The following is a 26,114-nucleotide window of genomic DNA, read 5'->3' as shown; positions in this document are numbered from 1 at the left end:
TGAAGAGTAATGACTGATAACGCACCTGTTGCACCCTGGTACCGCCAGCCCTGGTTCTGGTTTCTGACCATTTTCCCGCTGGCGTCGATCATGTGGGGGATCACCACCCTGGTAGTGTCTTCCAGCCTGGACAACTCCATGGTGTCAGACGATTACTCCAAGGAAGGCCGGGGCATCAACATGTCCATCGCCCGGGACGAGCGCGCCGCTGAACTGCAGCTGGCCGGCGAACTGAGCCTGCAGGACAAATCTGCCACCCTGATGCTGGATACCGCTGACGGTGCGGCAGACTATCCGTACCTGGTGTTCAACCTGTATCACCCGACCCTGTCCGGCCAGGACAAAACCGTTCAGTTCACCCGTGTGGCCCCCGGAGAGTACCGTGGCCAGCTGTTTGAGCAGGTCAGTGGCCGCTGGTATTACGACCTGCAGGGTCCGGACAACGACTGGCGGGTAAAAGGCGAAGTGCGCCTGCCCTCTTCCTCTCCAATCACCATTGATGCGAAAGGCAACGCCCAAGGGTGACCGCCCTGAATTGTTTCCATTGCGGAGAGCCAGCGGACGGTGATCCTCCGATCACGCTGGACCTGAACGGAACACAACAGCATTTCTGCTGCCAGGGCTGCAAAGCCGTGTGTCAGACCATCCACCAGGAAGGTCTGACCGGTTTTTATGACTTCCGTACCGAACCAGCCGTCACGCCCCGGGAACTCACCCGTGCCGAGGTTGAGCGCCTGAGGGAGCTGGACCATCCGCTGGTACAACAATCCTTTGTTTCGCCCGTCAAAGCGGGACAGGAAGCCCAGCTGCTGATTGGCGGGATTACCTGCGCAGCCTGTATCTGGCTGCTGGAAAACCACATGAAGCAGCAACCGGGTGTGCTGAGCTTCACTGTTAACCACACCACCCAGCGCGCCAGGCTGGTCTGGGCGCAGGATCAGACCCGCCTGAGTGACCTGCTCATCGCCATCCATGAGCTGGGCTACACCGCCCGCCCCTACCAGGCGGACGAAGCAGAACAGGCCCTGAAGGCCGAACACCGTTCCATGTTGATCCGGCTTGCGGTGGCAGGCATTGGCACCTTCCAGAGCATGATGCTCGCGTTTCCGCTGTATTTCGAACTGATCAACGACCTGTCCAACGATTTTGTCAGCTTCTTCCGCTGGTTCAGCCTGCTGGTGGCCACACCCGTGGTGTTCTACAGCGCCCGGCCGTTTTTCCGTAACGCCCGGCGCGACCTGCAATCCCGGCACCTGACCATGGACGTGCCGGTAGCCATTGCCATCGGCCTGGCCTATGCCGCCAGCGCCTGGATTACCGTGTTCGGCGGCCACGAGGTGTATTTCGAATCGGTCTGCATGTTTACCTTCTTCCTGCTGCTGGGCCGGTACGTGGAAGTGCAGGCGCGATACCGGGCTGGGCTCACCGGAAACGCATTGGCCGGGTTCCAGCCATCAGTCGCTGCCCTGGTAAAGGAAGGCCACGCCGATATCGTGCCGATGCACCAGGTCAAGGCCGGCGACATTGTCCGGGTACGCCCCGGGGAAACACTGCCGGTGGATGGTGAAATTGTTTCCGGTGAATCGACCCTGAACGAAGCTGCTCTGACCGGCGAGTATCTACCCGAAACCCGTCGCCCGGGTGACGCGGTCCATGCCGGCAGCGTCAACGGCGAGAATCCGCTGGATGTCCGAGTAATCAAGGCCGGCGCCCAAACGCGGCTGTCCGGAATCCTGCGGGTGCTGGACCGGGTCCAGTCCGAGAAACCGCCAGTGGCCCGGATGGCCGACCGCATTGCCGGCAAATTCGTTGGCCGTGTATTGATCCTGGCGCCGGTCGTCTGGATCGGATGGTGGCTGGCCGGCGCCGATAACGCCTTCGATATCACCCTGTCGGTTCTGGTGGTCACCTGCCCGTGCGCCCTGTCACTGGCTACGCCCACGGCAATTACCTCCGCCACCGTGCGCCTGCGCAAACTCGGCTTCCTGCCTACCCGGGGCCACACGCTGGAATCCATGAACACCATCGACACGGTGGTGTTCGACAAAACCGGTACCCTGACCCGGGGCGAACTCAGCCTCAGTGGCCAGCAACAGTTCGGCGGCATGGACCAGGCAAGCGCCCTGAATCTTGCAGCCGGGCTGGAGAAGCATTCGGAACACCCGATTGCCAAGGTGTTTCACAGCCTGGCGTCTGTTCCGGTTAGCGACGTAACCAACCACCTGGGCGGCGGCTTATCCGGCATCTACAATGGCCAGCCGGTGTATATCGGCCACAAGAGTTTTGTAGCCGGCCACACCCAGGCACCCGAGCCGGAGTCGGCCCCCACCAGAGGCATGGAGATCTGGCTTGCCAGCGATACCGAGTGGCTGGCCAGCTTCCAGCTGGATGACCAGGTTCGGGACGATGCCGGCAAAGCCGTGCGCGCCCTGCAGGACGCCGGTATCCAGACCATCCTGCTCAGCGGTGACCGCTCCGGCCACGTGCAGACCGTTGCGCAAATGCTGGGGATCGACCGGGCGATCGGAGAAGCCTCGCCGGAGCAGAAGCTGGAGGTGCTGGATCAGCTACGGGCCGAGGGCCACCGGGTGATGATGGTGGGCGACGGCCTGAACGACCTGCCTTCCATGGCCGGCGCCGGTATTTCGGTGGCCATGGGCACTGCCGCCGACCTGACCCAGCTCAAAGCCGATGCGGTCCTGCTGAATGGCCAGCTTTACCAGCTGGTGGAGGCTCTCAACACCAGCCGGCAGACCCGCCGGATTATCCGCCAGAATATGATCTGGGCTTTCGGGTACAATGTCTGTGCGCTACCCCTGGCTGCCGCGGGGCTGGTGGCACCCTGGCTGGCCGCGATCGGCATGTCTGCCAGCTCACTCATTGTGGTACTTAACGCCCTGCGCCTTAGCCGGAAGGCCTGAAACACCTGTCGCATTCCCCATGCAAGGAGGTTGTCGTGCATATTGTCATGTTCCTGGTCCCCCTGATGCTGCTTCTGGTGGCCCTGGGCGTGTTCCTGTTCTCCTGGGCCGTCAAGAATGGCCAGTATGACGACCTGGACGGGCCGGCCCATCGCATTCTGTATGACGACGATAAAGACATGATTCCGGATGATGCCCGCACGGACAAAAAAGCAGATGAGGAAGGGCAGGCCAGCACCGGGGATTCTGACCAAAACCCCGATAACAAGGCCTGACCGGAACCATGCAGCCGGAACTTTACCTGAGCTATTCGAGCGCCTTCGTTATCGGCTTGCTGGGCAGCACCCATTGCCTGGGCATGTGCGGAGGAATCAGCGCTTCGCTGTCGATGGCGTTGCCGGTCGGCAAGGGGTTTCGCCTGCGCCAGACACTGCTGCTGATCGCCTTCAATTTCGGCAGGATTGGCAGTTACGCCCTGATCGCCACGCTCGTGGCCCTGCTGAGCACCCAGGCCGCCAGCCAATGGCGCTGGGCCGGCTTGCTGCTGATGACCATAGCCGGCCTGCTGCTGATTTTCATGGGCCTTTCCATGGGCCAGTGGTGGCAGGGCATACGCTTTGTCGAAAGGGTGGGGACGCCGGTCTGGAAGGCGTTATCGCCGCTGACCAAACGCTTTATTCCGGTCAATAATGCCGGCCAGGCGCTGGCCCTGGGGGCCCTGTGGGGCTGGCTGCCCTGCGGACTGGTGTACAGCACGCTGGGCTGGGCGGCGCTTCAGCCAACGGTGCCGGCCGCCGCTCTGACCATGTTTTTCTTCGGCCTGGGCACCCTGCCCTCGATGCTGGCCACCGGCTATGCCGCCAACTGGATTCGTGGCATCAAGAGCAATCAGGGCTTCCGTAAGATCAGCGGTGTCCTGCTGATCCTGTTCGGCTTGTGGACACTACCGTTCCAGACCTTGTTGATGCACTGATCCAACAGCCGGCGGTTGCTGGCTGATCAGAGATTCAGCACGTCCAGCCGGCCGAAGTCCTGTTCCGGCTCCGCAGACTGCACCACCGCCTGTCGCTTGCCGCCCAGCCGCTTGCCTTCCTTGAAGTCGTACAGGTTCGGATCCGCCAGGTGCGATGGCTCTACGTTGCACAGGGCCCGGAACATGGTTTCCAGCCGCCCCGGATGCTGCTTGTCCCAGGTCTGGAACATTTCCTTGATCACCTGCCGCTGGAGGTTTTCCTGGGAACCGCACAGGTTGCAGGGAATGATGGGAAAATTCCGCAGTCCCCCATAGCGGGCAATATCCTTCTCCCGGGCATAGGCCAGCGGGCGGATGACCGTGTTACGGCCGTCGTCGCTGTGAAGAACCGGGGGCATGGATTTCAGCTTGCCGCCATAGAACATGTTCAGGAACAGGGTTTCCAGCATGTCATCGCGGTGATGGCCCAGGGCGATCTTGGTAACACCGTGCTCTTCGGCAAAGTTGTAGAGAATGCCTCGCCGCAGGCGGGAACACAGGCCACAGGTCGTCTTGCCCTCAGGCACTTTCTCTTTGACGATGCTGTAGGTGTCTTTCTCGATGATGTGGTATTCGATACCCAGCGACTTCAGGTACTCAGGCAGGATCTCTTCGGGAAAGCCCGGCTGCTTCTGGTCCAGGTTGACAGCAATCAGCTCGAAACGTACCGGCGCGCTTTTCTGCAGGTTCAGCAGAATATCCAGCATGGCGTAGGAATCCTTGCCGCCAGACAGGCAACACATCACCTTGTCGCCTGCCTCGATCATCGAGAAGTCGGCAATGGCCTGCCCCACGTCCCGGCGCAGCCGTTTCTGCAGTTTGTTCAGCTCCAGTTTCTGGCGACGCTCCTGCTCGGACATCGGCGCCTGCTCGGCATTGGCGATCATGGCTTCGGACATTCTGTTGGCACACTTGCAAGGTAAATGAGGCGGCAATTATACGCGCCCCGATTGCCGAGTGACAGGGGCCCCGCGCTCGGTACTTTCCTAAGTGCGCCGCACGCCACTTCCCTCAACTCCTGTGCTTTCACGTGCTGGCAGAGTGTCATACCATGGCCGCCATGAATACACCCGCACCTTCCGCCCGACCGGATCAATCCCCGATCAGCCGCGATCAGCTCGCCTGGCTTGAGCAGCAGGCCGATCACCTGCAGGTGGCTGCCGAACATGAACTTCGGGCGGCGGGGGCTTCCGGGCTGACAGAACTGGCTTTGATCCGTGCCTTACAAAGCCCGCGCTGGCAACTCATCGAGCCCGTCACCTTCAGCGACCCGACCGCGCTCTATCCTGTGCACTTCCTGCTGTTCCATGCCCTTTACCGGCTGCAATCGGAGCTGGCCCAGGCCGGGGAAACACTGGTGATTTCCCCGCTTCGATTATGTATTTTGACCACCGGCTCCGGCAATACCCGGGCCCTGCCGGCAGAAGAAGATCCACTCAGAAGCTTTTACCTGGATCTGTCCCGGTACTTCCTGTCCGGCCACGATATCCGGGGCATGATGGAGCGTTTCCTGGCTGGCGTAACACTGGCCGGCAGCCCGGAGGACGTTCAGGAAGCCGCGCAGGTGCTCGGCTTTGATACACTGCCCGGCGACTTCGATACCGTGAAGCAGCGATTCCGCCGGCGGGTGATGCAAGCCCATCCGGATCGCGGCGGGCGCACAGAAGATATCCAGGAGCTGAACCGGGCGTTTTCCGTCCTCAAACGTCACTTTACCCGGCAATAGACTGACATGACTCGACTCAACCGATTCGCAGCCGCGGCCATTCTTGGCCTGACTGCCTCCGCACCCCACGCCCTTGCCGACCTTGTTGTGCTGCAGTATCACCATGTGGCGGACCATACGCCTCCGGCCACCAGCACCTCCCGCTCGTTGTTTGAAGCCCAGCTGGACATGATCAGGGACCTGAACCTTGAGGTTGTGCCACTGCTGCCCGCAACCCGGCAGGCGCTGGCCGGTGAGGATGACAGCAGCCGTGTTGCCATCACCTTTGACGATGCCTACGAGTCGGTCTATCAAAACGCCTCCCCGTTGCTTGAACGTCATGGCCTGCCCTACACCATCTTCGTGAACACCGACGCCATCGGCAGCCGGGGCTACATGAGCTGGGAACAGTTACAGGAGCTGGCCACCGGTGAACAGGTGACCATTGCCAACCACAGCACTGACCACGGCCACCTGGCGCGCAAGCCCGGTGAACCCGAAGCGCAATGGCACAAGCGGACAGAGCACAGCCTGGACCAGGCCCAGGGCACGCTGAAAACCAGGCTCGGGGTGGAGGAGCCGATGTTTGCCTACCCCTACGGTGAGTTCGACGAAAAACTGGAGGGCAAACTGGAAGCCAGAGGCTGGCTGGGATTCGGGCAACAGTCCGGGGCGATTGGCCGCTATTCCCACAGCACACGACTGCCCCGTTTTCCCATGGCGAACAGCTTTGGCCAGCTTGGAAGCCTGAAAGACAAGTTGCTGAGCAAGGCCTTCCCGGTGCTTGCCAGCGAGTTACCCGACGGCGTACTGGAAACCAACCCGCCGGAACTGGTGTTCGAACTGGGGGAAAAACTGACCGCAGACCGGCTCACCTGCTTTGCCTCCGGCCAGGGCCGCATCGAATTCCGGACAACCGGCAATCGGGTCTCGGTGAAGGCACCTAAGGCATTCGACAGCCGGCGTTTTCGCTATAACTGTACCCACCCGGCAGGTGATGGCCGCTACTACTGGCTATCCCAGCAATGGCTGAACCTGGACGCTCCGGAAGACTGATCCCTTACTCTTCGAAGGTGGTCAAGCCGAGTTCACCGTAAGGCACATGGGGAATCGCCACGGGGCCGTGATCGGCGTCATACACGGTTTGCGCGCGCAGGTCTTCGCTACGGGTGATCACCAATAACCAACGCTCACCCTGCCCCGGAAATACCGGCACCCAGGCTTCCAGGTAGCCCCGCTTACGCCAGGTTTCCGGATAATAATCCATCACCAGGTCAGTAATCAGGCGAACCGGGCGAAAATCCCGATCCAGAAACGCCAGTGTAGGCACGAACACGCCCTTGTGGGCGTAGGAGCGCAGGCGCGTTACAAAGCCATGGGTAAACTCACCGGAGGGCAAGGCCACCAACTGGAAGGCGGACTCGCCACTGCTGAAATCATAAACCGGGGAATCTTCGGTGATACGAACCCCGAACTCCCTTCCCTCCTGCCAGTGCTCGAACTCCTTGTTGGATAACGCTTCACAGCAGTTGCCGGCAAAGGTGGTCAACACGTTCTCCGGTTCACGCTCGATGCCGAGGACGGCAAAGGCATCCGGATCATGGCCGGCTACGGGCTCGGCCTCTCCGGATTCCTGCCGGGGCAGGTAAACGCTGGCGGGGGTCAGGTTCAGTGGCGCCATGTCCGGGTTACGTTGCCGCTCGGTGCGGGTATCGGGCTTGTAATAGCTGACCCGGACAATGCCGTCGGCATCTCGCCAGGTGTAATAGGGCTGCCGCTGGCCCGGCCGGATAAAACCGTCCCGGGCCAGCTCTTCGCCATCCGGGTAGTTTTCGGTGGTGTAGTCGCCGGCATCCTCAAGCTTGCTGGCAGCATCGGGCTCGCCCAGTGCCCTCTTGGGAGGTAAGCCCGCAGTCTCGGCAACATCTTCGCTTTCCGGGCCTTCGGATTCGGATTCTGTTTCGGGAATGCGGGAGTAACGTACCTGGCCCTGTTCGTCTACCCAGGTGAAGTAACCGTCCCGCTGCTCGATGGGGGTTCCACCCAACTGGCAGCCCGCCGACAGGGCCACTGCCAGGACACAGCCTGCCAACCGGACGGATCGCATCAGAACCATGACAAACTACTCCCCGGACTGCATCAGAATTTGGTACGGAAACTCAGCCCCGCCATCACAACCCGCAGCGAGGTCTTGATCTCCAGATCCGCATAGGGGTTGTAAATGATATTGGTGATGTTGTCACAGTTTACGTTACAGCTGCTGTCTGCCGGAATAGTCTCGATAGACTGCAGGTAAGACAGGTTCAGGTCGATTTCCGTATCTTTGTCCCAGCGATAGCCCAGGCCAACACTGTACAGATTAGCCCCGCCGAACGGCGCCATGATCGAGCGCTGGTCATCGGGAATCACCGAGTCCCTTATCTCGACACCGGCGCGCAGGTCAAGCCGGGAAGACACATGCAGTTCCGCACCAAAGGCCCAGTTCCACTGGCTTTTGTAGCCCAGCGGCAGGCGCAGGCTGTCTGGTGTGGCGTTGTCCGGCGACAGGATCCGGGCCGCGTTCAGGAACTCCAGCTTGCGGTCGAACTTGAATTCGAAGGCGTCCCACTGGGCAAAGTCGGTCCAGCCGATGTCGGCGTTCAGGGTGAGCAGCGGGTGTACATCCACGCTGATCCCTGTCTGGAAATGCTGCGGATACACCAGGTCCATACTGACGTTACCGGCCTCCCGGGGGGCACCGGAAGGCAGGCTCAGAATAGCCGAGGTGATGGCCCCCAGCACTGAGCCGTTAACGCTTTGCCAGAACCCGGACCAGTCATCGGTGTACTGGATCTCGAACTGGCCTTTCAGGTTCATGTCCGCTTCGGAGGTGTAGCTGGCACCCCAGCTGAACCAGTCCGTAGGCTCCCACATGACACCCAGGGCATAGGTGGGCGAGATGGTTTCCTGCAGGTTCAGGTTCATCGCGCCGATATCGTCCCAGGGGCCAACGTTACCGCCGCACAGGGCCAGCCAGGGTTGCAGGGGTTCGCCACCGCTTTCACAGTTGAAGGCATCTTGCAGAACCTCTGCCACACCGATCAGCATGTTCGGCGCCCGCATGTACTGGTCTGCCGCAAACCCGAAATGGGACAGCTGAATACCGGCACCTACCGACCATTCATCGTTTATCTCATAGCCAACCGTCGGGGAAAGATAGGTTGTCCGCTGAAGCGTTGCGGCCTGGGGCTGGTAACGGCCGGGATCGTCTTTCTCCCGGTAAAAACCCGCGGCCATCGGCATATAGAACGCGTTGGCAAAGGTCAGCTTTGAGCCGGGTGGCTTGATACTGATACCCGCAGAGGGCGCTACCGCCGGCCCCGGCGGCAACCGCAGAATGCCATACCCGGGAACGTACAGGGCGACGTTGTTGGTGTGGCTGCGAGTATTGGCCACCGGGTCCCGCTGCTTGCCGGTCAGGGGGTCTGTTTCCAGGCCTTTGATACCGAAAATCTCGTAGTCTTCATCCGCAATGAAGTCGGCATCAATATCCAGGTAGATACTCAACACGTTGACTTCAAGCTGGCGACCATCCAGCTTGGTGAGGCCTGCCGGGTTGTAATGAATGGCCATCAAACCCGGGGGATCGGCGGTGACCGCGTTCCCCAGTGCCAGTGCCTTGGGGTGCAGCGTCAGGTTCTGGGTCAGCTGCGCCTGGGCACCGCCGGACAGGCTTGCCGCGATCAGCGCTCCCAGAATGCGTCGCTTTTGACTAGGTTGTCCCATGAAAATCTTCCCTTCCCGTGAAACGTCTGCAGCTCCAATCACTCTTTGAGGCCGGAGAAATTAATGGGCAGGGATATACCCAGAGAGAAATCCGGGGCATCTTCGGTCAGGCCAATCCCCAGACTGGTGTTTACGATGGTCATATCACTGACCCGGGTACCCAGCGACATGCTCAGGAAGCCCGTCATCTGGTCCTGGGCTACGGCCTGGTCGCCGTTGGAGAAGGTCAGAACGGTCTGGTCGCTGTAGCTGACCTGGGCCGAGATACTCAGGGAAATGTCATAAGACAGTGAATAGGCAAAGCCCGCGGAGCCGGAGAGACCAAAGCCGGGCTCCACCTTCTCGAGCAGGCGGGCACCACGAACCTGTTCCAGGCCGTCTTCGGTCAGGTTGTAGGTTGCACTGAGCGAACCGAACACCACCACCGGGTCCAGCACCTTGGACATACTCAGGCCGCCACCAACGGAGTAATAACCGCTACCGGTAGACAGCTGTTCCTTGATGTCGATCTCGTAGGGGCTGACACCAGTCTTGCTGTTCAGGGTGCCAAAGAAGGTAGCCGATGCCTTGCCGGGTACGTAGGCAAAGGGCTGCCAGCGGGCCGTAAAGGAGATGTCGCCGAAGTCGTAAACATTCAGCTCGTCCTCGGTATCGTACTTGACCACCAGCGGTACCCGGGTACCAACCGTAAGGTTGTCCAGCAAGCCGTAGTCGTAGGAAAAGGCATTGGTGAAGTTATGGGTAGCTGACGGCACCACATCCAGATTGCGCACCGAACCATTGGTAATGGCCAGGTCCAGGCGCTGATCCCCGGTGTAGGAATAGTCGAAGGAATAGTTCAGGTAGTGAGATCCCTTCTTCTGCAACGAATAGTTCTTCTCGGCAGCCAGGAACACTTCCTCAAGCTGCTTGGTGGAATCTTCATCACCTTCCTGGCGTGACAGGGCTTCCCGCGCCTGGTCAACATTTCCGTCCTGGGCCATCGCCATGCCCGGAAGCACACCGGCCGCGGAAACAAGGATAAAACCTCGCACTAACCAACGATTCATCCTGACTCCCTACTCTTATTGGTTTTATTCCTGATCCGGGGAAAACCGCCCGGAAAATTAGTTTCGACGGTAGTAAAGCTGTTTACGGGTATTCTCAACGCTACCGTCAGGATTGTTCTTCTGGCGTTCCAGCAAGTTCTGGACGCGTCTTTCTGTGGATTCGGCGAACGCCGGCATCTGTTGGATAGCCAGCAGTGTCATGGTCTGGTCGGCTACAAAGCGCAGGTCTTCCTCTTTCAGTTCGAGGTTGTCCAGCGGCTTGTCGCTGCCCGGGAAGACAATGAACAGCACGTTGTCGTCCCACTTCTCCTGGAACTGGGCCACGGTAAAGGAAATATTGCCGACGGCGGGGTCGGCCAGGTAAACCCGGTCATCCCGGATGGTCCGGAGCACTACGAAGTGTTTGAAGCCGGCGTGGTCGATGGGCACGATAGCCGGGTGATCCAGCTCCATCAGGTCGTCAATCTCGGCCTTGAAGCCGCCAGAGGGATAACCCAAAGCCGTCACCAGGCGCTTCATATCGAGCATGGAAAAGGCCCGGCGCTGGACGATGCGATCGCTCTCGCCGTAGTGCAGCAGCCCTTCCATCACCTGCCGTTCAGAGAGGGTCCGGCCAAGATAGAAATTGAGGACCGTGGTCAGTGCCGCACTGCCACAGCTGTAGTCGTAGGCCTGTCGCACGATGTTCCGGAACTTCTGCTCGACCAGGGGCTCCACCCGCACATCAGAGCGTTGCTCAACCGGGCTCGCATCCACCTTGTGCTCCAGCACGATGGTGCCCGGCTCGAACGGCTCTACCTCGGTGGCTTCCTGCACCATGGCGAATGTGAGAAGGGATCCGGCCAGCACCAGCAGCATTTTGCAAAGTTCCTGTTTTTATTGGATGTGCAACTTTCTTGGATGTGCAACGTCGGCGTTACATGTTGTAACCGTAAGATACCGAAATCGAATCGGGCTTAAAGATAACTGTGCCTCAAATCTGTCGCTGCAGGCGGGGCCAGCAGCGACAGTACTGAGAACTGGTTCAAGGGAGGGAAAGGCCGGAAAGCATCCGGCCCTGAATCACATTGAGAAAACGGTTCCGAGCAGCGCGTAGGTAATCAGGGTTACCACCACAATACCCATGATATTGAGCGCAAAACCGGCCCTGATCATATCGGAAATCTTCATGTGGCCACTGGAGAACACGATGGCGTTCGGCGGCGTGGCCACCGGCATCATGAAGGCACAGCTGGCGGCAATGGCAGCCGGCACCGTCAACAGCAGCGGAGAGACGTCCTGCGACATCGCCAGGGCACCCAGCAGCGGCAGGAACGCCGCCGCTGTAGCGGTGTTACTGGTCACCTCGGTGAGGAAGATAATCACCCCAGCCACCAGGATCATCATCACCAGTACCGGCAAGGTGCCAGCCACGCCCATGCTCTCGGCAATCCACTCGGCCAGTCCGGAACTGCTGATCACGCCCGCCATGGCCAGGCCGCCACCAAACAGCAGCAGCACGCCCCAGGGCAGGCGGTTAGCCGAATCCCAGTCCAGCACGAAGCTCCTGTCCCGGGTGCTTACCGGAATCAGGAACATGGCAATCGCTGCAGCAATGGCAATACCGGTGTCACTCAGCCAGGGCGCAATGCTGCCAGAGAGCAAAGGCCGGAAAATCCACAGCGACGCCGTCACCACAAACACCAGTGCAACCAGCTTTTCACCCTTGCTCATGGGGCCGAGCGCGGCCAGTTCGTCCCGAATCATCTGGCCGCTTTCCCGGGCGCCTTCAATGCCGAAGTCCTTGCGGGTCAGCCACCACCAGGTCAATGTCAGCATCACCACCGTCACCGGCACACCGAGTAGCATCCATTGGGCAAAGCCCACGGAAATACCCTGGTTTTCGCTCAGGTAAGCCGCCAGCAAGGCATTGGGCGGCGTGCCAATCAGGGTGGCAATACCACCCACGCTGGCGGAATAGGCGATGGCCAGCAGCAAGGCCGTGGCATAACGGCGAACCCCGTCCGGATTGCTGTCATCCATCATGCCGATCACCGACAAGCCGATCGGCAGCATCATGATTGCCGTGGCAGTGTTGCTCACCCACATGCTCAGGAAGGCCGTCGCCAGCATGAACCCGGCAATCTGCCGTTTCGGCTTGTCCCCCATCGCCCGCAAGGTCAGCAGCGCAATCCGCCGGTGCAGGTTCCACCTCTGCATGGCCAGGCCGAGGGTGAACCCGCCCAGGAACAGGAAGATGATCGGATTAGCGTAGGGCGATGTGGCCTGGCTGATACTTCCCAACCCCAGCGCCGGTATCAGCACAATCGGCAACAGGGAGGTAGCCGGAATGGGAATGGCTTCGGTAGACCACCAGGTGGCCATCATCAGCATCATGCCCAGGGCGGCCCAGGCCTTCGGCCCCATCGTCTCCGGCGCCGGCACCAGCAGGGTAACCAGCAGGAAAGCGGCGCCAAGAAACAAACCAATGACCTGGCTTTTGGGCAATCCTTGCTTCGGTTCTGATCCAGCGGGGTTCTGTGTCATCTTTACCACTCAGTGTTTGTCAGAATTCAGTTGTCGGCGCAATCTACACAAACGGTGGTATAAGGCAACACCTGAAGCCGGCGCGGATCGATCTGCTCACCGCATTTTTCGCATTCGTCCCCTGCTCCGCTGTCGATCCGCTCCAGTGCATGGGCAATCTGTACCAGTTCGGCGCGGGTTTCCACTTCCAGTGAATCGACCACTTCGTCGTTCTGGGTTTGCGTGGCCTGCTCTTCAAAATCCTTATCCAATGCACCCGCTTCACGGTGCTGGTGCGCTTCATACCGGGTCAGGCGGGCCTGCAGTTCCGCTTTCAGGGTTTCCAGTTCGGATTTGCGACTGCTCATGGTTTTCTCCACTGTAAGGTTACAAATTCCAGACTAAAGAATATGCTGGAACGGCGTTTGATGCCTGTCAAAATGATGTCACGCATCTAAAGTTAGACTGAGGATTCCAGTCATTCCAACTACAAAGGAGTTGTACCCCATGAACAATGAGCTGTTCGAAAAAGCCAACCGCCTCAATGAAACCCTGTTCAACCAGTTCGGCAAAGCTGCAGAAATGCAGATGGAAGCGTTCCGCCGGTATGCCGATGTTGCCATGGACCAGGCCCGGAAGATGGCAGAGGTACGCGACCTCGAAAGCCTGAAAACCCTGACCACAGACCAGGCCGAAACCCTGAAAACTATCAGCGAGCAGGTATCTGCAGACTGGAAGGCCTGGCAGGACTACGCCAACGAAACCCGCGAGCAACTGCAGCAGGTGTTCGAGGCAAAACCGGCTGATAACACAGCGGAAAAAACACCGGCCACCGGTAAAGGCAGGAACAGCAAAACCGCTGCCTGACACCCTGAATGACCGGCCGGGCCGGAACGTCTGCGACGCTCCGGCCTTTTTGTATCCGAGGCAAGGAGAACCCCGATGCTGGGTATGGACTACATCAGTAAAACCGCAAAGCAGATGATGAAAGCCTTTGACGACAACGTGCGTCAGGGCCAGCAGCAACTGGAACAATGGCTGGGCGACACCGGCATGGTAGACCACGCCAAGCTGTCCACCCTCAGCGAAATGTCAGACGCCTATCGTGCCATGGCCGAAGACTTGCTGCTGCATCCGCTTCGCTTTGCCAGCGCCGAGATCGAGCTGGGCAAAAAGCATCTGGGCCTCGCCCGTTACACTTTCAGCCGGCTGACCGGCAAACAGCCCGAGCCGGTAGCCGTTCCGGAATCCGACGATCGTCGTTTCCTGGCTGACGACTGGCGCAAGCATGTGCCTTTCGATGTGCTTCAGCAGGTATACCTGATCAATTCCGGCGCGTTCCTGAACTGGGTAGAGAACATGGAAGGCCTGCCCGGCCCCGCCCGGGACCAGATGATGTTCTATGCCCGGCAACTGACCAGCGCCCTATCGCCCTCCAACTATCCCCTGACCAACCCGGAAGTGTTGCGCATTACCTGGGAGCGCAAAGGGATGAACCTGGTGGATGGCGCCCGCAACCTGGCGGAAGACCTGCGCCAGAACCCCGGCCTGTTCAATGTCGGCATGACCGACCGCTCGGCCTTTGAAGTCGGCGGCAACCTGGCCACCACACCGGGCAAGGTGGTGTACCAGAACGAACTGATGCAGCTGATCCAGTACACACCCACCACCAGGACGGTAGCGCAGCGGCCGCTTCTGATCATCCCGCCCTGGATCAACAAGTTCTACATACTGGACCTGACCGAGCGCAACTCGTTTATCCGCTGGCTCGTGAGCCAGGGCCAGACGGTGTTCGTGGTGTCCTGGCGTAACCCGGGCCCGGCCCAGAAAGAGACCGGCTGGGATGATTACATGAAGCTCGGCCCCCTCGCGGCGATCGATGCGGTAACAGAGGCCACCGGCGAAGAGCAGATGAACGCCATCGGCTACTGCATTGGCGGCACCCTGCTGGGCTCTACCATGGCCTGGCTGGAGAAGAAGAACCGTAACCCGATCATCAGCACCACCTATCTGACCACCCTGCTGGACTTCTCGGATCCCGGCGGCATCGGCGTATTCATCAACGATCACTCCATCCGTGGCATCGAGCGGGCCATGGAGCGCAAGGGCTACCTGGATGGCCGGGCCATGGCCTTCACGTTTAACCTGCTGCGCGAGAACGACCTGTTCTGGTCGTACTGGACCAACAACTACCTCAAAGGCCTGAAACCCGCCGCCTTTGACCTGCTGTACTGGAACACCGACGGCACCAACCTGCCGTCCAGAATGCACAGTTACTATCTGCGGGAAATGTACCTGCATAACCGGCTGGTGCAGCCGGATGCCCTGACCATGAACGGCGAAACCATCAACCTGTCGGAAATCCGGGTGCCATCGTTCTTCCTGTCGGCGCGACAGGACCACATCGCCAAGTGGAAAACCACTTACCACGGGGCACACGCTTACGGCGGCGATGTCCGCTTTGTCCTGTCCGGTTCCGGGCACATCGCCGGTGTGATCAACCCGCCCTACAAAGAAAAATATGGCTTCTGGACCAACAACACCCTGCCGGAAGATCCGGACGCCTGGTTCTCCGGTGCGGAGCAGCATCCGGGCTCCTGGTGGCCATACTGGCGGGAATGGATTGCCGGCTATGAAGGCGACCAGGTGCCGGCCCGACAGCCCGGCGAAGGAAAACTCGAGGTCATTGAAGATGCCCCTGGCAGTTACGTGAAAGTAAAAGCAGCCGACGCCGGACATTGATATAATTCAGGAACTTCCGGCATCGACAACAGGAGCACACATGGGGCAACCAATTCCCGTATCCCAGATCATGCACAGTGGCCTCCTGCTTCAATGCAGTCCGGAAACGGTGATTTCCGAAGCCGCAGCGCGGATGGCGGAGAATTCGGTCAGTTCCATTTTGATCAGCCAGGACAACACCGTGGTCGGAATATGGACGGAACGGGATGCCCTGGCCATCAACTTCGCCGATCCGGACCAGTTCAGCCAACCGGTCCGCTCGGTGATGAGATCGCCGGTGCTGTCGTTACCTGCCACCATGGATACTGCCCAGGCGGCAATCAGGCTAAAAAACCAGAACCAGCGACATGCCCTGGTTACCGACGAAGACGGCCAACCCGTTGGCATTATTTCCCGTACAGACCTGGCCCTGAATCAGGGATTGGAACCCTATCTGCGCTTGAGGGAAGTTGGCGCAGCCATTCCGCATTTACCGGCAGTCGTACCTGAATCGCTGCCTCTGGCCCAGGTGGCCGACCTGATGCACCGCCGGGGAGCCGACGCAGTGGTGGTCAATTTCGGTGAGGACGGCTTTGGTATTGTCACCGAGCGCGATATGGTTCGCTTCATCGCCAGGCATACCAGCAATACCCGTATTGGCGAATTAGCGTCCCGCCCGCTGGTTACCGCGAAGGAAGAAGATCCGCTCATCCACGCCCGTGATTTGTTGCTGGACCACCGCATTCGCCATCTCGGTGTGCTGGACCAAACAGGGGCAATTATCGGGCTGATCGGTTACAACGATATGCTGTCGGGTGCCGAGCAAATGTACCTGGATGACCTTCGGCAGGCACTCGAACAGCGCGACAAAGCCCTTGCCCGGTCGAGCCGGACCCTGCAGCTGGCAGAACGTGTTATTGAATCGTCATTCGAAGGCATCATGGTGACCGACAAAAATGCCCGAATCGAGTTCGTGAATCCGGCCTTTACGCACCTCACAGGCTACAGCCCGGAAGAAGTGATCGGCCGCACACCGGAAGTTCTTTCCTCCGGCCGCCACGATTCAGAATTTTACACACGTCTGTGGCAGTCTCTTGAACACCACGGATACTGGCGCGGTGAAATCTGGAACCGGCGTAAAACCGGCGAGCTTTACCTGGAATTGCTGACCATTACCGCAATCACCGATGACAACGACAACGCTACCCATTATGCCGGCCTGTTTACGGATATTACCCAGAACCGCAAAAACGAAGAACAAATCCGCCAGCTTGCCTATTACGATGCCCTGACCGGGGTCCCCAACCGGCGGCTGCTTGAAGACCGCCTGGACCACGCCATCCGACATGCTCATCGAACCAAACAGTTACTGGCTGTCATGTTCATGGACCTGGACAAATTCAAGGACGTGAACGATCGCCTCGGCCACGCGACAGGTGACGAATTACTGGTACAGTTCACTGCAAGGGTGCGTAGTTGCCTTCGGGAAGACGATACCCTCGCCAGGCTGGGCGGAGACGAGTTTATTATCCTGCTGCCGGAGGTAAAAAGCCCCGAAGCCGTCCTGAACGTTGCAGAAAGGCTGGTCAGGGCGTCTGCCCCAGACTACGTTATCAATGGCCACCACCTTGCAGTGAGCACCAGTATCGGTATCAGCCTGTATCCGGGTGACGGCAAGACCAGCGAAGAATTACTTAATGGCGCAGACATTGCGATGTACCAGGCCAAGCAAAGTGGCCGTGACGGATACCAGCTTTTCAACCCGAAAGCCGTCGATAACCCCGCAAACCGGCAACGGCAATAACCCCGTAAACTGACGCAAATCAAGCGCCTGCGAATTAGCGGGCGTTTTACACTTTAGTCCCATTGTTGCCTGAAAGCCCCGAGCAGAAACTACGCTATTACTTCAGCCTGACATAAAACAAGAATAGGCTGTGCGAACCCTAAACCGGAGGCCAATCTGCAATGACTTTCAGGACTTTCCTGCTCTCGGCATGTCTGCTTTTGCTCGGCAGCGCCACTGTTTCCGCCGAATCTCTCAAGATCGGTCTTAACTACCCGGAAACGGGACGCTACAAAAACCAGGGCCTGCAACAACGCCTGGCTGCCTACCTTGCGGTTGAGGAAATCAACCAGGCCGGCGGTGTGCTGGGGCAACCACTGGAACTGGTCATCCGCAACACCCGCGGCGAGCCGGAAAAAGGCGCCCGCAACACCGCCGAAATGATTGACCAGGAAGGTGTTCAGATGGTGTTTGGCGGTGTATCCAGTGCCGTTGCCATCGCCTCCGGCAAGGCCGCCCGCGACAGGAACCGCATTTACTTCGGTACCCTCACCTATTCCAACGCCACCACCGGCAGTGAAGGCCACCGGTTCATGTTCCGGGAGCCATACAATGCCTGGATGACCGCCAAGGCACTGGGCGACTACCTGAACCAGAACCACCCAAACGACGATTACTTCTACATCACCTCGGACTACACCTGGGGCTGGTCAGTGGAAGAGTCCGTTCGCCAGTTTTCCAATACCCAGGACACCGAACGCCACCCGGGCGTCAAAACCCCGTTTCCCCGGGCACTGATTACCGACTTCCGCAAGGCCCTGGAACAGGCTGCCGAATCTGACGCCAAGGTGCTGATGATGGTACTGTTTGGCGACGACATGGTGCGCGCGCTGCAGGTGGCCTATGAAATGGGTCTGACCAAGCGCATGCAGGTGGTGGTTCCCAACCTGACTCTGGGCATGGCCCGGCAGGTGGGCCCGGCGATGATGGAAGGTGTGATTGGCGGCGCACCCTGGGTATGGACCCTGCCGTACGAGAACAACTACCCCCGCGGCAAGGAGTTTGTTGAAGCCTTCTCTGCCCGCTATGAAATGCGCCCCCCTTCCTCTGCGGCCTCGGCCTACAGTATTGTGTACCAGTACAAGGAAGCGGTTGAGCGTGCCGGCACTACGAATACTGCCGATGTGATCCGGGCACTGGAAGGCCACCGCTACAGTTTCCTGAAAGACGAGCAGTACTGGCGCGAGTTTGATCACCAGAACGTACAAAGCGTTTACGTGGTGAAAGTAAAACCCCGTGACCAGGTGATGGCCGATGAATTTGCCTCGGATTATTTCGAGATCATCGGCTCCATGGCCGGAGACCAGGCCGCACAAACCCAAGAAGAGTGGGAGGAGCGCCGCCGCGAGGCCGGCAAGCCACTCCGGCTCTGACACAAGGAGTGAGCAGACAGTGGTTCGGAAAGCATCAAAAACCAGCACAGAAACATCACCGCTCGGCGGATTTCCGGACCACTGCGATTTACTTGTTATCGGTGGCGGCGTAAACGGCACAGGCATTGCCATGGACTCCGCCGGCCGCGGGCTCAGGGTTGTCTTGTGTGAGATGAACGACCTGGCCTCGGCGACGTCGTCCAGCAGCAGCAAGCTGATCCACGGCGGCCTGCGTTATCTGGAGCATTACGAGTTCAGGCTGGTGCGTGAAGCACTGGCGGAACGGGAGGCCCTGCTGGGCAATGCTCCCCACATCATGTGGCCGATGCGTTTTCGCTTACCCCACCAGCCTCACCTGAGACCGGCCTGGATGATCCGCACGGGCCTGTTTCTGTACGACCACCTCGCCAAGCGTGAACTGCTGGCCGGCTCCCGGGCCATCAACTTCGGCAAAGAATCCCCCCTGAAACCGGAAATCACCCGGGGCTTTGAATACTCCGATGGCTGGGTAGACGACGCAAGGCTGGTGGTACTCTCAGCTCGCAAGGCCCAGCAAAAAGGCGCCAGTATCCTGCCCCGCACCCGGTGCGTCCGGGCCGAACGCAAGGGCTCTGGCTGGCAGGCGGTACTCGAAGATACCCTCACCGGGCACACACGAACCCTCAGCGCCAGGGTGGTAGTGAATGCCACCGGGCCTTGGGTCAGCCGTCTGTTCGGTGAAAGCCTGGGCATGGCTGCGCCCAAACAGATCCGCATGGTCAAGGGCAGCCACATTGTGGTGCCCCGCCTTAACCAGGATACCGAAGCCTACATTCTCCAGAATGCCGACGAGCGCATTGTGTTCGTCATTCCCTACGAAGATGAGTTCTCCCTGATTGGCACCACCGATGTGGACTACGAGGGCAACCCGTCGGAAGCACGAATTTCCGAAGAGGAAACCCGCTACCTGCTGGACGTGGTGAACCAGTATTTCCGCCGGCAACTGACACCCGGCGATGTGATATGGAGCTACTCCGGGGTCCGGCCGCTGATGGACGATGAAGGCGGCAATGCCCAGAGCGCTTCCCGCGACTACTCCTACGAGGTCGACGACCAGGATCACCAGGCGCCGTTGATTTCCGTGTTCGGTGGCAAGATCACCACCTTCCGTAAGCTGGCCGAGGCGGTCACCGATGCCGTATGCGATTACTTCCCCGGAGCGGGCAAATCCTGGACCCGGAACGCCCTGTTACCGGGGGCCGACTTTGCCAGCCAGCAACAGCTCGCAGAAGAGCTGCAACTGCACTACCCCTGGCTGGACCGCGCCATTATCCGCCGGTTTGTGCGCAGCTATGGCACCGACAGCCACCACATCCTCAAAGGCTGTACCCGCACAGAGGATCTTGGCCACGCCTACACCGCCACCCTGTACCAGCGTGAAGTAGACTACCTGATTGCCCACGAGTGGGCACTGAGCGCGGAAGACGTACTCTGGCGGCGTACCAAGCAGGGGCTCTATATCACGGAGCAGCAACGGGAGCAGCTGGACAGCTACATCCATCGGGCGGCAACCCGGCACCAGAGCCTGTTCACCGCCGCCGGGTCAGAGTAATTCCCGGATCCGGGCCTGAAGCCGGGGAATCACCTCCTGCTCGAACCAGGGATTGCTTTTCAGCCAGCGGATATTGCGCGGGCTCGGGTGAGGCATGGGCAATAGCCCTGGCCAGTATTCCCGCCAGGCTTTGACATTATCGGTTACCGATTTTCGGCTGTCCGGCAGGTGCCAGGCCTGGGCATACTGGCCGATTACCAGGGTCAGCTCAACCTTGTCCAGCCGCGCCAGCAAGGCCTCGCGCCAGGTTTCGGCGCATTCCGGCCGGGGCGGCAGGTCTCCGGATTTTCCGGTGCCGGGAAAGCAGAATCCCATGGGCAGAATAGCCACCTGTTCCTCGTTGTAGAATTGCTCCCTGTCCACGCCCATCCATTGCCGAAGCCGGTCACCGCTGGGATCGTTGAACGGAATTCCGGTTTCGTGAACCTTGCGGCCCGGCGCCTGGCCGACCACCAGGATTCGGGACGACCGGGACAGCTGGACAACCGGCCTCGGCCCTTCCGGCAAGACATCTTTACACAGGGTACAGGCCCTTACCTGCTGCACCAGCTGGTCAAAGTCCAGGCTATCCAGATGATTAGCCGTCTGAGTCATGGTCACCTCCCGGCATTAGTCAGGGCAGCTGCAGCGCCGTACAGCCCGGTGTTGCCATCCAGCACCACCTGAACCGGCGTGGCCTCCAATAATGGCCGCATACGGCCCTTGTTTTCGAAGGCGGCGCGAAAGCCGCTGGCCATGAAAAAGTCGAGAATCGCCGGCACAATGCCGCCACAAAGATAGACACCGCCGTAACTGCCCAGGGTCAGAACGCTGTTGCCGGCTACCCGGCCCAGAATGTCACAGAACAGGCTGAGCGCCCGGGCTGCCAGCTCGTCATTACCTGCCATGGCCGCTGCGGAAGCCTGCTCCGGGGCATCGTGTACCGGCTTACTGCCGGTAATCTCCGCCAGCGTTCGATACAGGTTCATGATACCCGCACCACACAGCAGTCGTTCCACAGAAACCCGGCCATAGGCCGCGCGAAGACGGCGGGCAATCTCGCACTCAAGGTCATCCAGCGGCGCAAAGTCCACATGGCCCCCTTCGGTTGCCAGCGGTATCCAGCCATCCGCCGCCGGCACCAGTGCCGACATGCCCAGGCCGGTGCCCGGGCCAAGAACCAGTACCGGGCGCGACGGGTCTGCGCCACCCCCGCCCACCGGCACCCGTTGGCTGGCCGGCACGTGCATTACGCCCAGCGCCATGGCGGTGTAATCATTCACCAGCCGGAACCGGTCCAGGCCGAAGCGTTGCGCCAGGTGCCCGGTATCGAACTGCCAGCGGTTGTTGGTCAGGGTGACAACGTCACCGGTAACCGGGGCGGCAACGGCCACACAGGCTTCGCGGACAGTCACCGGCCCTACATGCTTCAGGTACGCCGCAACGGCCTGCCCGGGCCCCGAAAAATCAGCACAGCGGAAAACCTTCAGCGACTGCAACTGCACCGATCCCGGCACCACCAGCGCAAACCGGGCATGGGTACCGCCAACATCACCCACCAGCGCCATGGCGTGCGGAACAGCTTCCGTCATCAGCCGGCGCTCCAGAACACACTGGCACCCTGCTCCGGATTCGAGACACCCTGGCGCATCCAGCCGAACAGTTCACGGCCATAGCCGGTATGGTTCGCTGCCAGGTCTGCACTGGCCGGGCTGCGGTCAGCCAGTTCCGCCTCGCCGAGCTGCACCGACAGCACACCACTAACGGCATCCACGCAAATAACGTCGCCGTCACAAATCCTGGCCAGCGGGCCGCCCGCCAGTGCTTCCGGGTAAACATGGATAGCCGCCGGCACCTTGCCGGAGGCTCCGGACATCCGGCCATCGGTCACCAGCGCCACCCGATAGCCTCGATCCTGAAGTACACCGAGGTAAGGGGTCAGCTTGTGCAACTCCGGCATGCCGTTGGCTTTCGGCCCCTGAAAGCGCACCACCACCACGCAATCCCGGTCCAGGTCGCCAGCTTCAAAGGCGGCTTTCAGTTCGTTCTGGTCGTTGAACACCACCGCCGGCGCCTCAACCCGATGGTGTTCCGGTGCTACCGCCGACACTTTGATCACTCCGCGCCCGAGATTGCCATCCAGCACCCTCAATCCGCCATCCGGGGCGAAGGGCTCTGCAGCGCTGCTCAGCACATCCGGGCGCTGGCTCCTGGTAACAGCCGGGTGCCAGCGAAGGCTTTCCCCTTCCAGCTCCGGCATCCGGGCGTAGGCATCCAGCCCCTTACCGATCACTGTGTTGACGTCGTTATGCAGGTAGCCTTGTGCCAGCAACTCCCGAATCAGGAACGGCGTGCCGCCGGCTTCGTGGAAAGCGTTGATGTCTTCCTGGCCGTTCGGGTAAATACGGGTCATGGAAGGCACCACCGACGACAACTCGGCGTAGTCGTTCCAGTCAACCAGGATCCCGGCCGCCCGGGCAATGGCGATCCAGTGGATGGTGTGGTTGGTGGAGCCACCGGTCACCAGCAGGGCTACCAGGGCATTCACAATGGCTTTCTCGTCCACCATATGGCCGAGCCCCAACTCGCCGCCGTGGGGCCGGGACAACTTGATGACCTGCTCGGTCGCCGCGCGGGTCAGGGCATCCCTCAGGGGCGTATCGGGGTTTACGAAAGCCGCACCGGGCAGGTGCAGGCCCATCACCTCTACCAGCAACTGGTTACTGTTGGCGGTGCCGTAAAAGGTACAGGTACCCGGGCTGTGGTAAGACAGGCTTTCGGCTTCCAGCAATTCATCCCGGCCGATCTTGCCCTCGGCATAGAGCTGGCGAATACGCTGCTTTTCCTTGTTCGGCAGCCCCGACGGCATGGGGCCGGATGGCACCAGAATGGCCGGCAGGTGGCCGAAGCTCAGGGCGCCAATCAGCAACCCCGGCACAATTTTGTCACATATACCCAGTAGCATAACCGCGTCGAACATGTTGTGGCTCAGCGCCACTGCCGTACTCATGGCGATGGTGTCCCGGGAAAACAGGCTCAGCTCCATTCCAGGCTGGCCCTGGGTGACCCCGTCACACATGGCGGGAGTGCCGCCGGCAAACTGGGCTACCGAGCCCATGCCATGGGCCGCTTCGCGTATAATGTCAGGAAAGCGCTGATAAGGCTGATGGGCAGACAACATGTCGTTGTAGGCGGAAACCATGGCCACATTGGCCCGGTTAAGAAATTTCAGGGTGTCTTTATCGCCCTGGCTACAAGCCGCAAAGCCATGGGCCAGGTTACCGCAAGACAAGGTGCCACGATGGGGGTCCTTTGCCGCCAGCCCGGCCATCCTCTCGAGATAATCCGCGCGGGAAGCCCTGCTGCGTTCGATGATGCGGTTGGTCACCTTCTGAACCGTAGAGTGCATGGGCTCTCTCCCTGTATCGTGGTTATTCCAGACCTAAGTGTACTTTCTTTACCGGAGGCTTTCAGGTTCAATTGAACACTCAAATTTTACAGACAAGGACACGCACTATGCTCAGGCGCACCAAGATTGTCGCCACCCTCGGCCCCGCCACCGACAGTGAGGAATCGCTGGCAGGTATCATCGCCGCCGGCGTTGATGTTACCCGCCTCAACTTTTCCCACGGCAGCGCCGAAGAGCATATGGAACGAGCCCGCCGGGTTCGTGCAGCGGCCGCGGCCCAAGGTCGCTTTGTGGCCATCCTGGCCGACCTGCAAGGCCCGAAACTGCGCATCGCCCGCTTCACCGACAACAAGGTCACCCTGGAACGGGGCCAGACCTTCGTGCTCGACGCCACCATGGACAAAGAGGCTGGCACATCGGAGCAAGTTGGCATTGATTACGAACAACTGATCAACGACGTCAGCCCGGGCGATATCCTGGTGCTGGATGACGGCCGGATTGAAATGGAAGTGACCGCGGTCGACGACCACAGCATCACCTCCACCGTACTGATCGGCGGCCCGCTGTCCAACAACAAGGGCCTGAACAAGCGCGGTGGCGGCCTCTCAGCGGACGCCCTCACCGAGAAAGACAAGCAGGACATCGTCACCGCCGCCCGCCTGGATGCCGACTACGTGGCGGTTTCCTTTGTCCGCACCGCCGAAGACATGCACGTGGCCCGTCAACTGCTGAAAGAAGCCGGCTCCGATGCCGGCCTGGTGGCGAAGATTGAACGGGCCGAACTGGCCCACGATACCGACGCACTGGATGCCGTTATCGAAGCGTCAGACGCCGTAATGGTCGCCCGGGGCGACCTGGCCGTGGAGATCGGCGATGCCGAACTGGTAGCAGTTCAAAAACACATCATCAAACGGGCCCGGGTGCTGAACCGGGCTGTGATCACCGCCACCCAGATGATGGAGTCGATGATCACCAATCCCATGCCCACCCGGGCGGAAGTGTCTGACGTTGCCAACGCGGTGATGGATTACACAGATGCCGTGATGCTGTCCGCCGAGACTGCCGTAGGCGATTACCCGAAAGAAGCCGTGGAAGCCATGGTGCGCATCTGCACCGGTGCGGAACGGCACCCGTCCATGCACCAATCCCAGCACCGGATCCACGAAAGCATGGAAAAGGTAGACGAGGCGATTGCCCTGTCTGCCATGTACGCCGCCAACCACCTGCAGGGTGTGTCTGCCATTATCTGCCTGACAGAAACCGGTTCCACTCCGCGCCTGATGTCACGGATCAAATCCAGCCTGCCGATCTTTGCCTTCTCACGGCACCACTCCACCCAGCACCGGGTGGCTCTGTTCCGGGGCGTGCAGACGGTTCCGTTCGATTCCGCCAACCACGCCAATGAAAAGGTCAATGCACTGGCCGTGGACGAACTGAAGCGCCGGGGTGTTGTGCAGGATAACGACCTGGTGGTGATCACCAAGGGCGACTATGTGAACGCCCAGGGTGGCACCAACTCCATGAAAATCGTTCGTGTAGGGTCCGACATCCAGTAACCGGTGCCGGTCAGCCCCGGTGGCCAATGGCCGCCAGGCTGGCCCGGGCGATGCCGGTAATGGTCTGCCAGTCCTTACTGGCCACGGCTTCATCCGGCGTCAGCCAGGTACCGCCCACCGCAGAGACATTATCCAGCGCGAGGTAGGCTGCGGCTGTCTGCTGGCGAACCCCGCCGGTCGGGCAAAAGCAGACATCCGGGAAGGGGCCGGCAAACGCCTTCAGCGCCCTTTCACCCCCGGATACTTCCGCGGGAAACAACTTGAAGTGCCGGTAGCCATGGCTGTACCCCATCATCAGTTCTGATGCGGTGGCGATGCCCGGCAGCAGGGGGGATTCCGAGGTCACACCGAAATCCAGGATGGCATCGGTTACACCAGGGGTAATAACAAACTCGGCCCCGGCTCGCTCGACGTCCCGGTACTGATCGATGCTGATCACCGTACCCGCCCCCACAATCGCGTCCGGAAGCGCTTCCCGAACCCGCCGGATGGCATCCAGGCCATGCTCTGTGCGCAAGGTGATCTCCAGCGCGCGAATACCGCCGTCAAACAACGCCCGACAAAGCGGGATGGCATCGTCCGGATGACGGATGGTGATCACGGGTATCAATGGCGACTGCGCCATCACAAACTCGATCTTTTCCTGGTGCTCCACAGATAGCAATGGCATTCAAGTCTCCCCCGG

Annotated in this window: 23 protein-coding genes; 12 read left to right on the top strand and 11 right to left on the bottom strand. The window is 60.1% G+C overall.

The genetic code is table 11. From position 1 onward, the window contains the following. Positions 1–9 precede the first annotated feature (9 nt). The 4 genes from B2589_RS02070 to B2589_RS02055 are packed head-to-tail and all read left to right on the top strand — an operon-like array spanning position 10 to position 3,894. Positions 10–525 (top strand): FixH family protein, encoded by a 516-nt coding sequence (locus B2589_RS02070; protein ID WP_022988019.1) that lies wholly within the window; start codon positions 10–12, stop codon positions 523–525. Beyond that, positions 522–2,921: a heavy metal translocating P-type ATPase gene (locus tag B2589_RS02065; RefSeq protein ID WP_286815456.1), complete on the top strand. Its 2,400-nt coding sequence runs from the start codon at positions 522–524 to the stop codon at positions 2,919–2,921. The genes B2589_RS02070 and B2589_RS02065 overlap by 4 nt, the downstream gene beginning before the upstream one ends. A gap of 35 nt (positions 2,922–2,956) precedes the next feature. Next, a complete protein-coding gene (gene ccoS / locus B2589_RS02060) occupies positions 2,957–3,196 on the top strand; it encodes a cbb3-type cytochrome oxidase assembly protein CcoS (RefSeq protein ID WP_414673916.1) in 240 nt (79 codons plus the stop codon). 8 nt (positions 3,197–3,204) lie between these two features. Beyond that, positions 3,205–3,894 carry a sulfite exporter TauE/SafE family protein gene (locus B2589_RS02055; protein ID WP_286815455.1) on the top strand — a complete coding sequence of 230 codons (690 nt, stop codon included), beginning with the start codon at positions 3,205–3,207 and terminating at the stop codon, positions 3,892–3,894. 26 nt (positions 3,895–3,920) lie between these two features. Here the strand turns inward: B2589_RS02055 and ttcA are convergent, their stop codons facing one another. Continuing rightward, positions 3,921–4,793, bottom strand: coding sequence for a tRNA 2-thiocytidine(32) synthetase TtcA (gene ttcA / locus B2589_RS02050; protein WP_286815483.1), 873 nt, complete (start codon positions 4,791–4,793; stop codon positions 3,921–3,923). Between the two features lie 191 nt (positions 4,794–4,984). Here ttcA and B2589_RS02045 point away from each other — a divergent pair, with 191 nt between their 5' ends. Together B2589_RS02045 and B2589_RS02040 are read left to right on the top strand one after the other, a co-directional pair. Continuing rightward, positions 4,985–5,659 carry a DNA-J related domain-containing protein gene (locus B2589_RS02045; protein ID WP_199455962.1) on the top strand — a complete coding sequence of 225 codons (675 nt, stop codon included), beginning with the start codon at positions 4,985–4,987 and terminating at the stop codon, positions 5,657–5,659. A 6-nt stretch (positions 5,660–5,665) separates the two neighbouring features. After that, complete coding sequence (locus tag B2589_RS02040; RefSeq protein ID WP_199455961.1) at positions 5,666–6,694, top strand: polysaccharide deacetylase family protein; 1,029 nt, start codon at positions 5,666–5,668, stop codon at positions 6,692–6,694. Between the two features lie 4 nt (positions 6,695–6,698). Here B2589_RS02040 and B2589_RS02035 read toward each other — a convergent pair whose 3' ends face one another. The 6 genes from B2589_RS02035 to B2589_RS02010 form a co-directional block, all read right to left on the bottom strand. Next, positions 6,699–7,754, bottom strand: a complete 1,056-nt coding sequence (locus B2589_RS02035) for a MalM family protein (RefSeq protein ID WP_286815454.1) — start codon at positions 7,752–7,754, stop codon at positions 6,699–6,701. A gap of 23 nt (positions 7,755–7,777) precedes the next feature. Beyond that, positions 7,778–9,403 (bottom strand): OmpP1/FadL family transporter, encoded by a 1,626-nt coding sequence (locus B2589_RS02030; RefSeq protein WP_286815453.1) that lies wholly within the window; start codon positions 9,401–9,403, stop codon positions 7,778–7,780. A gap of 38 nt (positions 9,404–9,441) precedes the next feature. After that, on the bottom strand, positions 9,442–10,452 hold the full coding sequence (locus B2589_RS02025; RefSeq protein ID WP_199455958.1) for a transporter: 1,011 nt from the start codon (positions 10,450–10,452) through the stop codon (positions 9,442–9,444). A 57-nt stretch (positions 10,453–10,509) separates the two neighbouring features. Continuing rightward, the gene (locus B2589_RS02020; RefSeq protein WP_199455957.1) at positions 10,510–11,310 is read right to left on the bottom strand and encodes a C39 family peptidase; all 801 of its coding nucleotides are present in this window, start codon (positions 11,308–11,310) and stop codon (positions 10,510–10,512) included. Positions 11,311–11,514: 204 nt separating this feature from the next. Continuing rightward, on the bottom strand, positions 11,515–12,978 hold the full coding sequence (locus tag B2589_RS02015; protein ID WP_286815452.1) for an SLC13 family permease: 1,464 nt from the start codon (positions 12,976–12,978) through the stop codon (positions 11,515–11,517). Positions 12,979–13,004: 26 nt separating this feature from the next. Beyond that, a complete protein-coding gene (locus B2589_RS02010) occupies positions 13,005–13,325 on the bottom strand; it encodes a TraR/DksA family transcriptional regulator (protein WP_286815451.1) in 321 nt (106 codons plus the stop codon). Between the two features lie 139 nt (positions 13,326–13,464). Between B2589_RS02010 and B2589_RS02005 the strand changes: the two genes are divergently transcribed. The 5 genes from B2589_RS02005 to glpD all read left to right on the top strand — a co-directional run bounded on the left by B2589_RS02005 (position 13,465) and on the right by glpD (position 20,485). Next, a complete protein-coding gene (locus B2589_RS02005) occupies positions 13,465–13,824 on the top strand; it encodes a phasin family protein (protein WP_286815450.1) in 360 nt (119 codons plus the stop codon). Between the two features lie 75 nt (positions 13,825–13,899). Next, positions 13,900–15,699, top strand: a complete 1,800-nt coding sequence (locus B2589_RS02000) for a PHA/PHB synthase family protein (protein ID WP_286815449.1) — start codon at positions 13,900–13,902, stop codon at positions 15,697–15,699. A gap of 40 nt (positions 15,700–15,739) precedes the next feature. Next, positions 15,740–17,482, top strand: a complete 1,743-nt coding sequence (locus B2589_RS01995) for a diguanylate cyclase domain-containing protein (protein WP_199455953.1) — start codon at positions 15,740–15,742, stop codon at positions 17,480–17,482. Between the two features lie 161 nt (positions 17,483–17,643). Then, entirely contained in the window at positions 17,644–18,894 is a 1,251-nt protein-coding gene (locus B2589_RS01990) for a substrate-binding protein (RefSeq protein ID WP_286815448.1), read from the top strand. 19 nt (positions 18,895–18,913) lie between these two features. Next, entirely contained in the window at positions 18,914–20,485 is a 1,572-nt protein-coding gene (gene glpD / locus B2589_RS01985) for a glycerol-3-phosphate dehydrogenase (protein ID WP_286815447.1), read from the top strand. Here the strand turns inward: glpD and B2589_RS01980 are convergent. From B2589_RS01980 to edd, 3 genes are read right to left on the bottom strand one after another with little or no spacing between them, the layout of a single operon-like run. Further along, positions 20,477–21,079 (bottom strand): uracil-DNA glycosylase family protein, encoded by a 603-nt coding sequence (locus tag B2589_RS01980; RefSeq protein WP_286815446.1) that lies wholly within the window; start codon positions 21,077–21,079, stop codon positions 20,477–20,479. The two genes, glpD and B2589_RS01980, sit on opposite strands and share 9 nt — an antisense overlap. Before the next feature lie 2 nt (positions 21,080–21,081). Continuing rightward, positions 21,082–22,056 (bottom strand): glucokinase, encoded by a 975-nt coding sequence (glk, locus tag B2589_RS01975; protein ID WP_286815445.1) that lies wholly within the window; start codon positions 22,054–22,056, stop codon positions 21,082–21,084. Beyond that, complete coding sequence (gene edd / locus B2589_RS01970) at positions 22,056–23,873, bottom strand: phosphogluconate dehydratase (RefSeq protein ID WP_286815444.1); 1,818 nt, start codon at positions 23,871–23,873, stop codon at positions 22,056–22,058. Before edd ends, glk begins: the two co-directional genes overlap by 1 nt. A 107-nt stretch (positions 23,874–23,980) precedes the next feature. On the opposite strand from edd, the gene pyk reads away from it, so the two are divergent. Further along, positions 23,981–25,429, top strand: coding sequence for a pyruvate kinase (gene pyk / locus B2589_RS01965; protein WP_286815443.1), 1,449 nt, complete (start codon positions 23,981–23,983; stop codon positions 25,427–25,429). 10 nt (positions 25,430–25,439) lie between these two features. Here the strand turns inward: pyk and B2589_RS01960 are convergent, their stop codons facing one another. Next, positions 25,440–26,099: a bifunctional 4-hydroxy-2-oxoglutarate aldolase/2-dehydro-3-deoxy-phosphogluconate aldolase gene (locus B2589_RS01960; RefSeq protein WP_058340073.1), complete on the bottom strand. Its 660-nt coding sequence runs from the start codon at positions 26,097–26,099 to the stop codon at positions 25,440–25,442. Positions 26,100–26,114: the final 15 nt, after the last annotated feature.

This window comes from Marinobacter sp. UBA3607, assembly GCF_002375525.1.
GTDB lineage: Bacteria > Pseudomonadota > Gammaproteobacteria > Pseudomonadales > Oleiphilaceae > Marinobacter > Marinobacter vinifirmus.
Note: the sequence above shows the minus strand (reverse complement) of the source record. Positions and strands in the feature narration are given on the sequence as shown.

Bases quoted from the DNA above. Each gene is read 5' to 3' on its own strand.
- B2589_RS02070 (WP_022988019.1), top strand. From the start codon at position 10: ATGACTGATAACGCACCTGTTGCACCCTGGTACCGCCAGCCCTGGTTC.
- B2589_RS02055 (WP_286815455.1), top strand. From the start codon at position 3,205: ATGCAGCCGGAACTTTACCTGAGCTATTCGAGCGCCTTCGTTATCGGC.
- ttcA (WP_286815483.1), bottom strand. From the start codon at position 4,793: ATGTCCGAGCAGGAGCGTCGCCAGAAACTGGAGCTGAACAAACTGCAG.
- B2589_RS02045 (WP_199455962.1), top strand. From the start codon at position 4,985: ATGGCCGCCATGAATACACCCGCACCTTCCGCCCGACCGGATCAATCC.
- B2589_RS02040 (WP_199455961.1), top strand. From the start codon at position 5,666: ATGACTCGACTCAACCGATTCGCAGCCGCGGCCATTCTTGGCCTGACT.
- B2589_RS02035 (WP_286815454.1), bottom strand. From the start codon at position 7,754: ATGGTTCTGATGCGATCCGTCCGGTTGGCAGGCTGTGTCCTGGCAGTG.
- B2589_RS02030 (WP_286815453.1), bottom strand. From the start codon at position 9,403: ATGGGACAACCTAGTCAAAAGCGACGCATTCTGGGAGCGCTGATCGCG.
- B2589_RS02025 (WP_199455958.1), bottom strand. From the start codon at position 10,452: ATGAATCGTTGGTTAGTGCGAGGTTTTATCCTTGTTTCCGCGGCCGGT.
- B2589_RS02020 (WP_199455957.1), bottom strand. From the start codon at position 11,310: ATGCTGCTGGTGCTGGCCGGATCCCTTCTCACATTCGCCATGGTGCAG.
- B2589_RS02015 (WP_286815452.1), bottom strand. From the start codon at position 12,978: ATGACACAGAACCCCGCTGGATCAGAACCGAAGCAAGGATTGCCCAAA.
- B2589_RS02010 (WP_286815451.1), bottom strand. From the start codon at position 13,325: ATGAGCAGTCGCAAATCCGAACTGGAAACCCTGAAAGCGGAACTGCAG.
- B2589_RS02005 (WP_286815450.1), top strand. From the start codon at position 13,465: ATGAACAATGAGCTGTTCGAAAAAGCCAACCGCCTCAATGAAACCCTG.
- B2589_RS02000 (WP_286815449.1), top strand. From the start codon at position 13,900: ATGCTGGGTATGGACTACATCAGTAAAACCGCAAAGCAGATGATGAAA.
- B2589_RS01995 (WP_199455953.1), top strand. From the start codon at position 15,740: ATGGGGCAACCAATTCCCGTATCCCAGATCATGCACAGTGGCCTCCTG.
- B2589_RS01990 (WP_286815448.1), top strand. From the start codon at position 17,644: ATGACTTTCAGGACTTTCCTGCTCTCGGCATGTCTGCTTTTGCTCGGC.
- B2589_RS01980 (WP_286815446.1), bottom strand. From the start codon at position 21,079: ATGACTCAGACGGCTAATCATCTGGATAGCCTGGACTTTGACCAGCTG.
- glk (WP_286815445.1), bottom strand. From the start codon at position 22,056: ATGACGGAAGCTGTTCCGCACGCCATGGCGCTGGTGGGTGATGTTGGC.
- edd (WP_286815444.1), bottom strand. From the start codon at position 23,873: ATGCACTCTACGGTTCAGAAGGTGACCAACCGCATCATCGAACGCAGC.
- pyk (WP_286815443.1), top strand. From the start codon at position 23,981: ATGCTCAGGCGCACCAAGATTGTCGCCACCCTCGGCCCCGCCACCGAC.
- B2589_RS01960 (WP_058340073.1), bottom strand. From the start codon at position 26,099: ATGCCATTGCTATCTGTGGAGCACCAGGAAAAGATCGAGTTTGTGATG.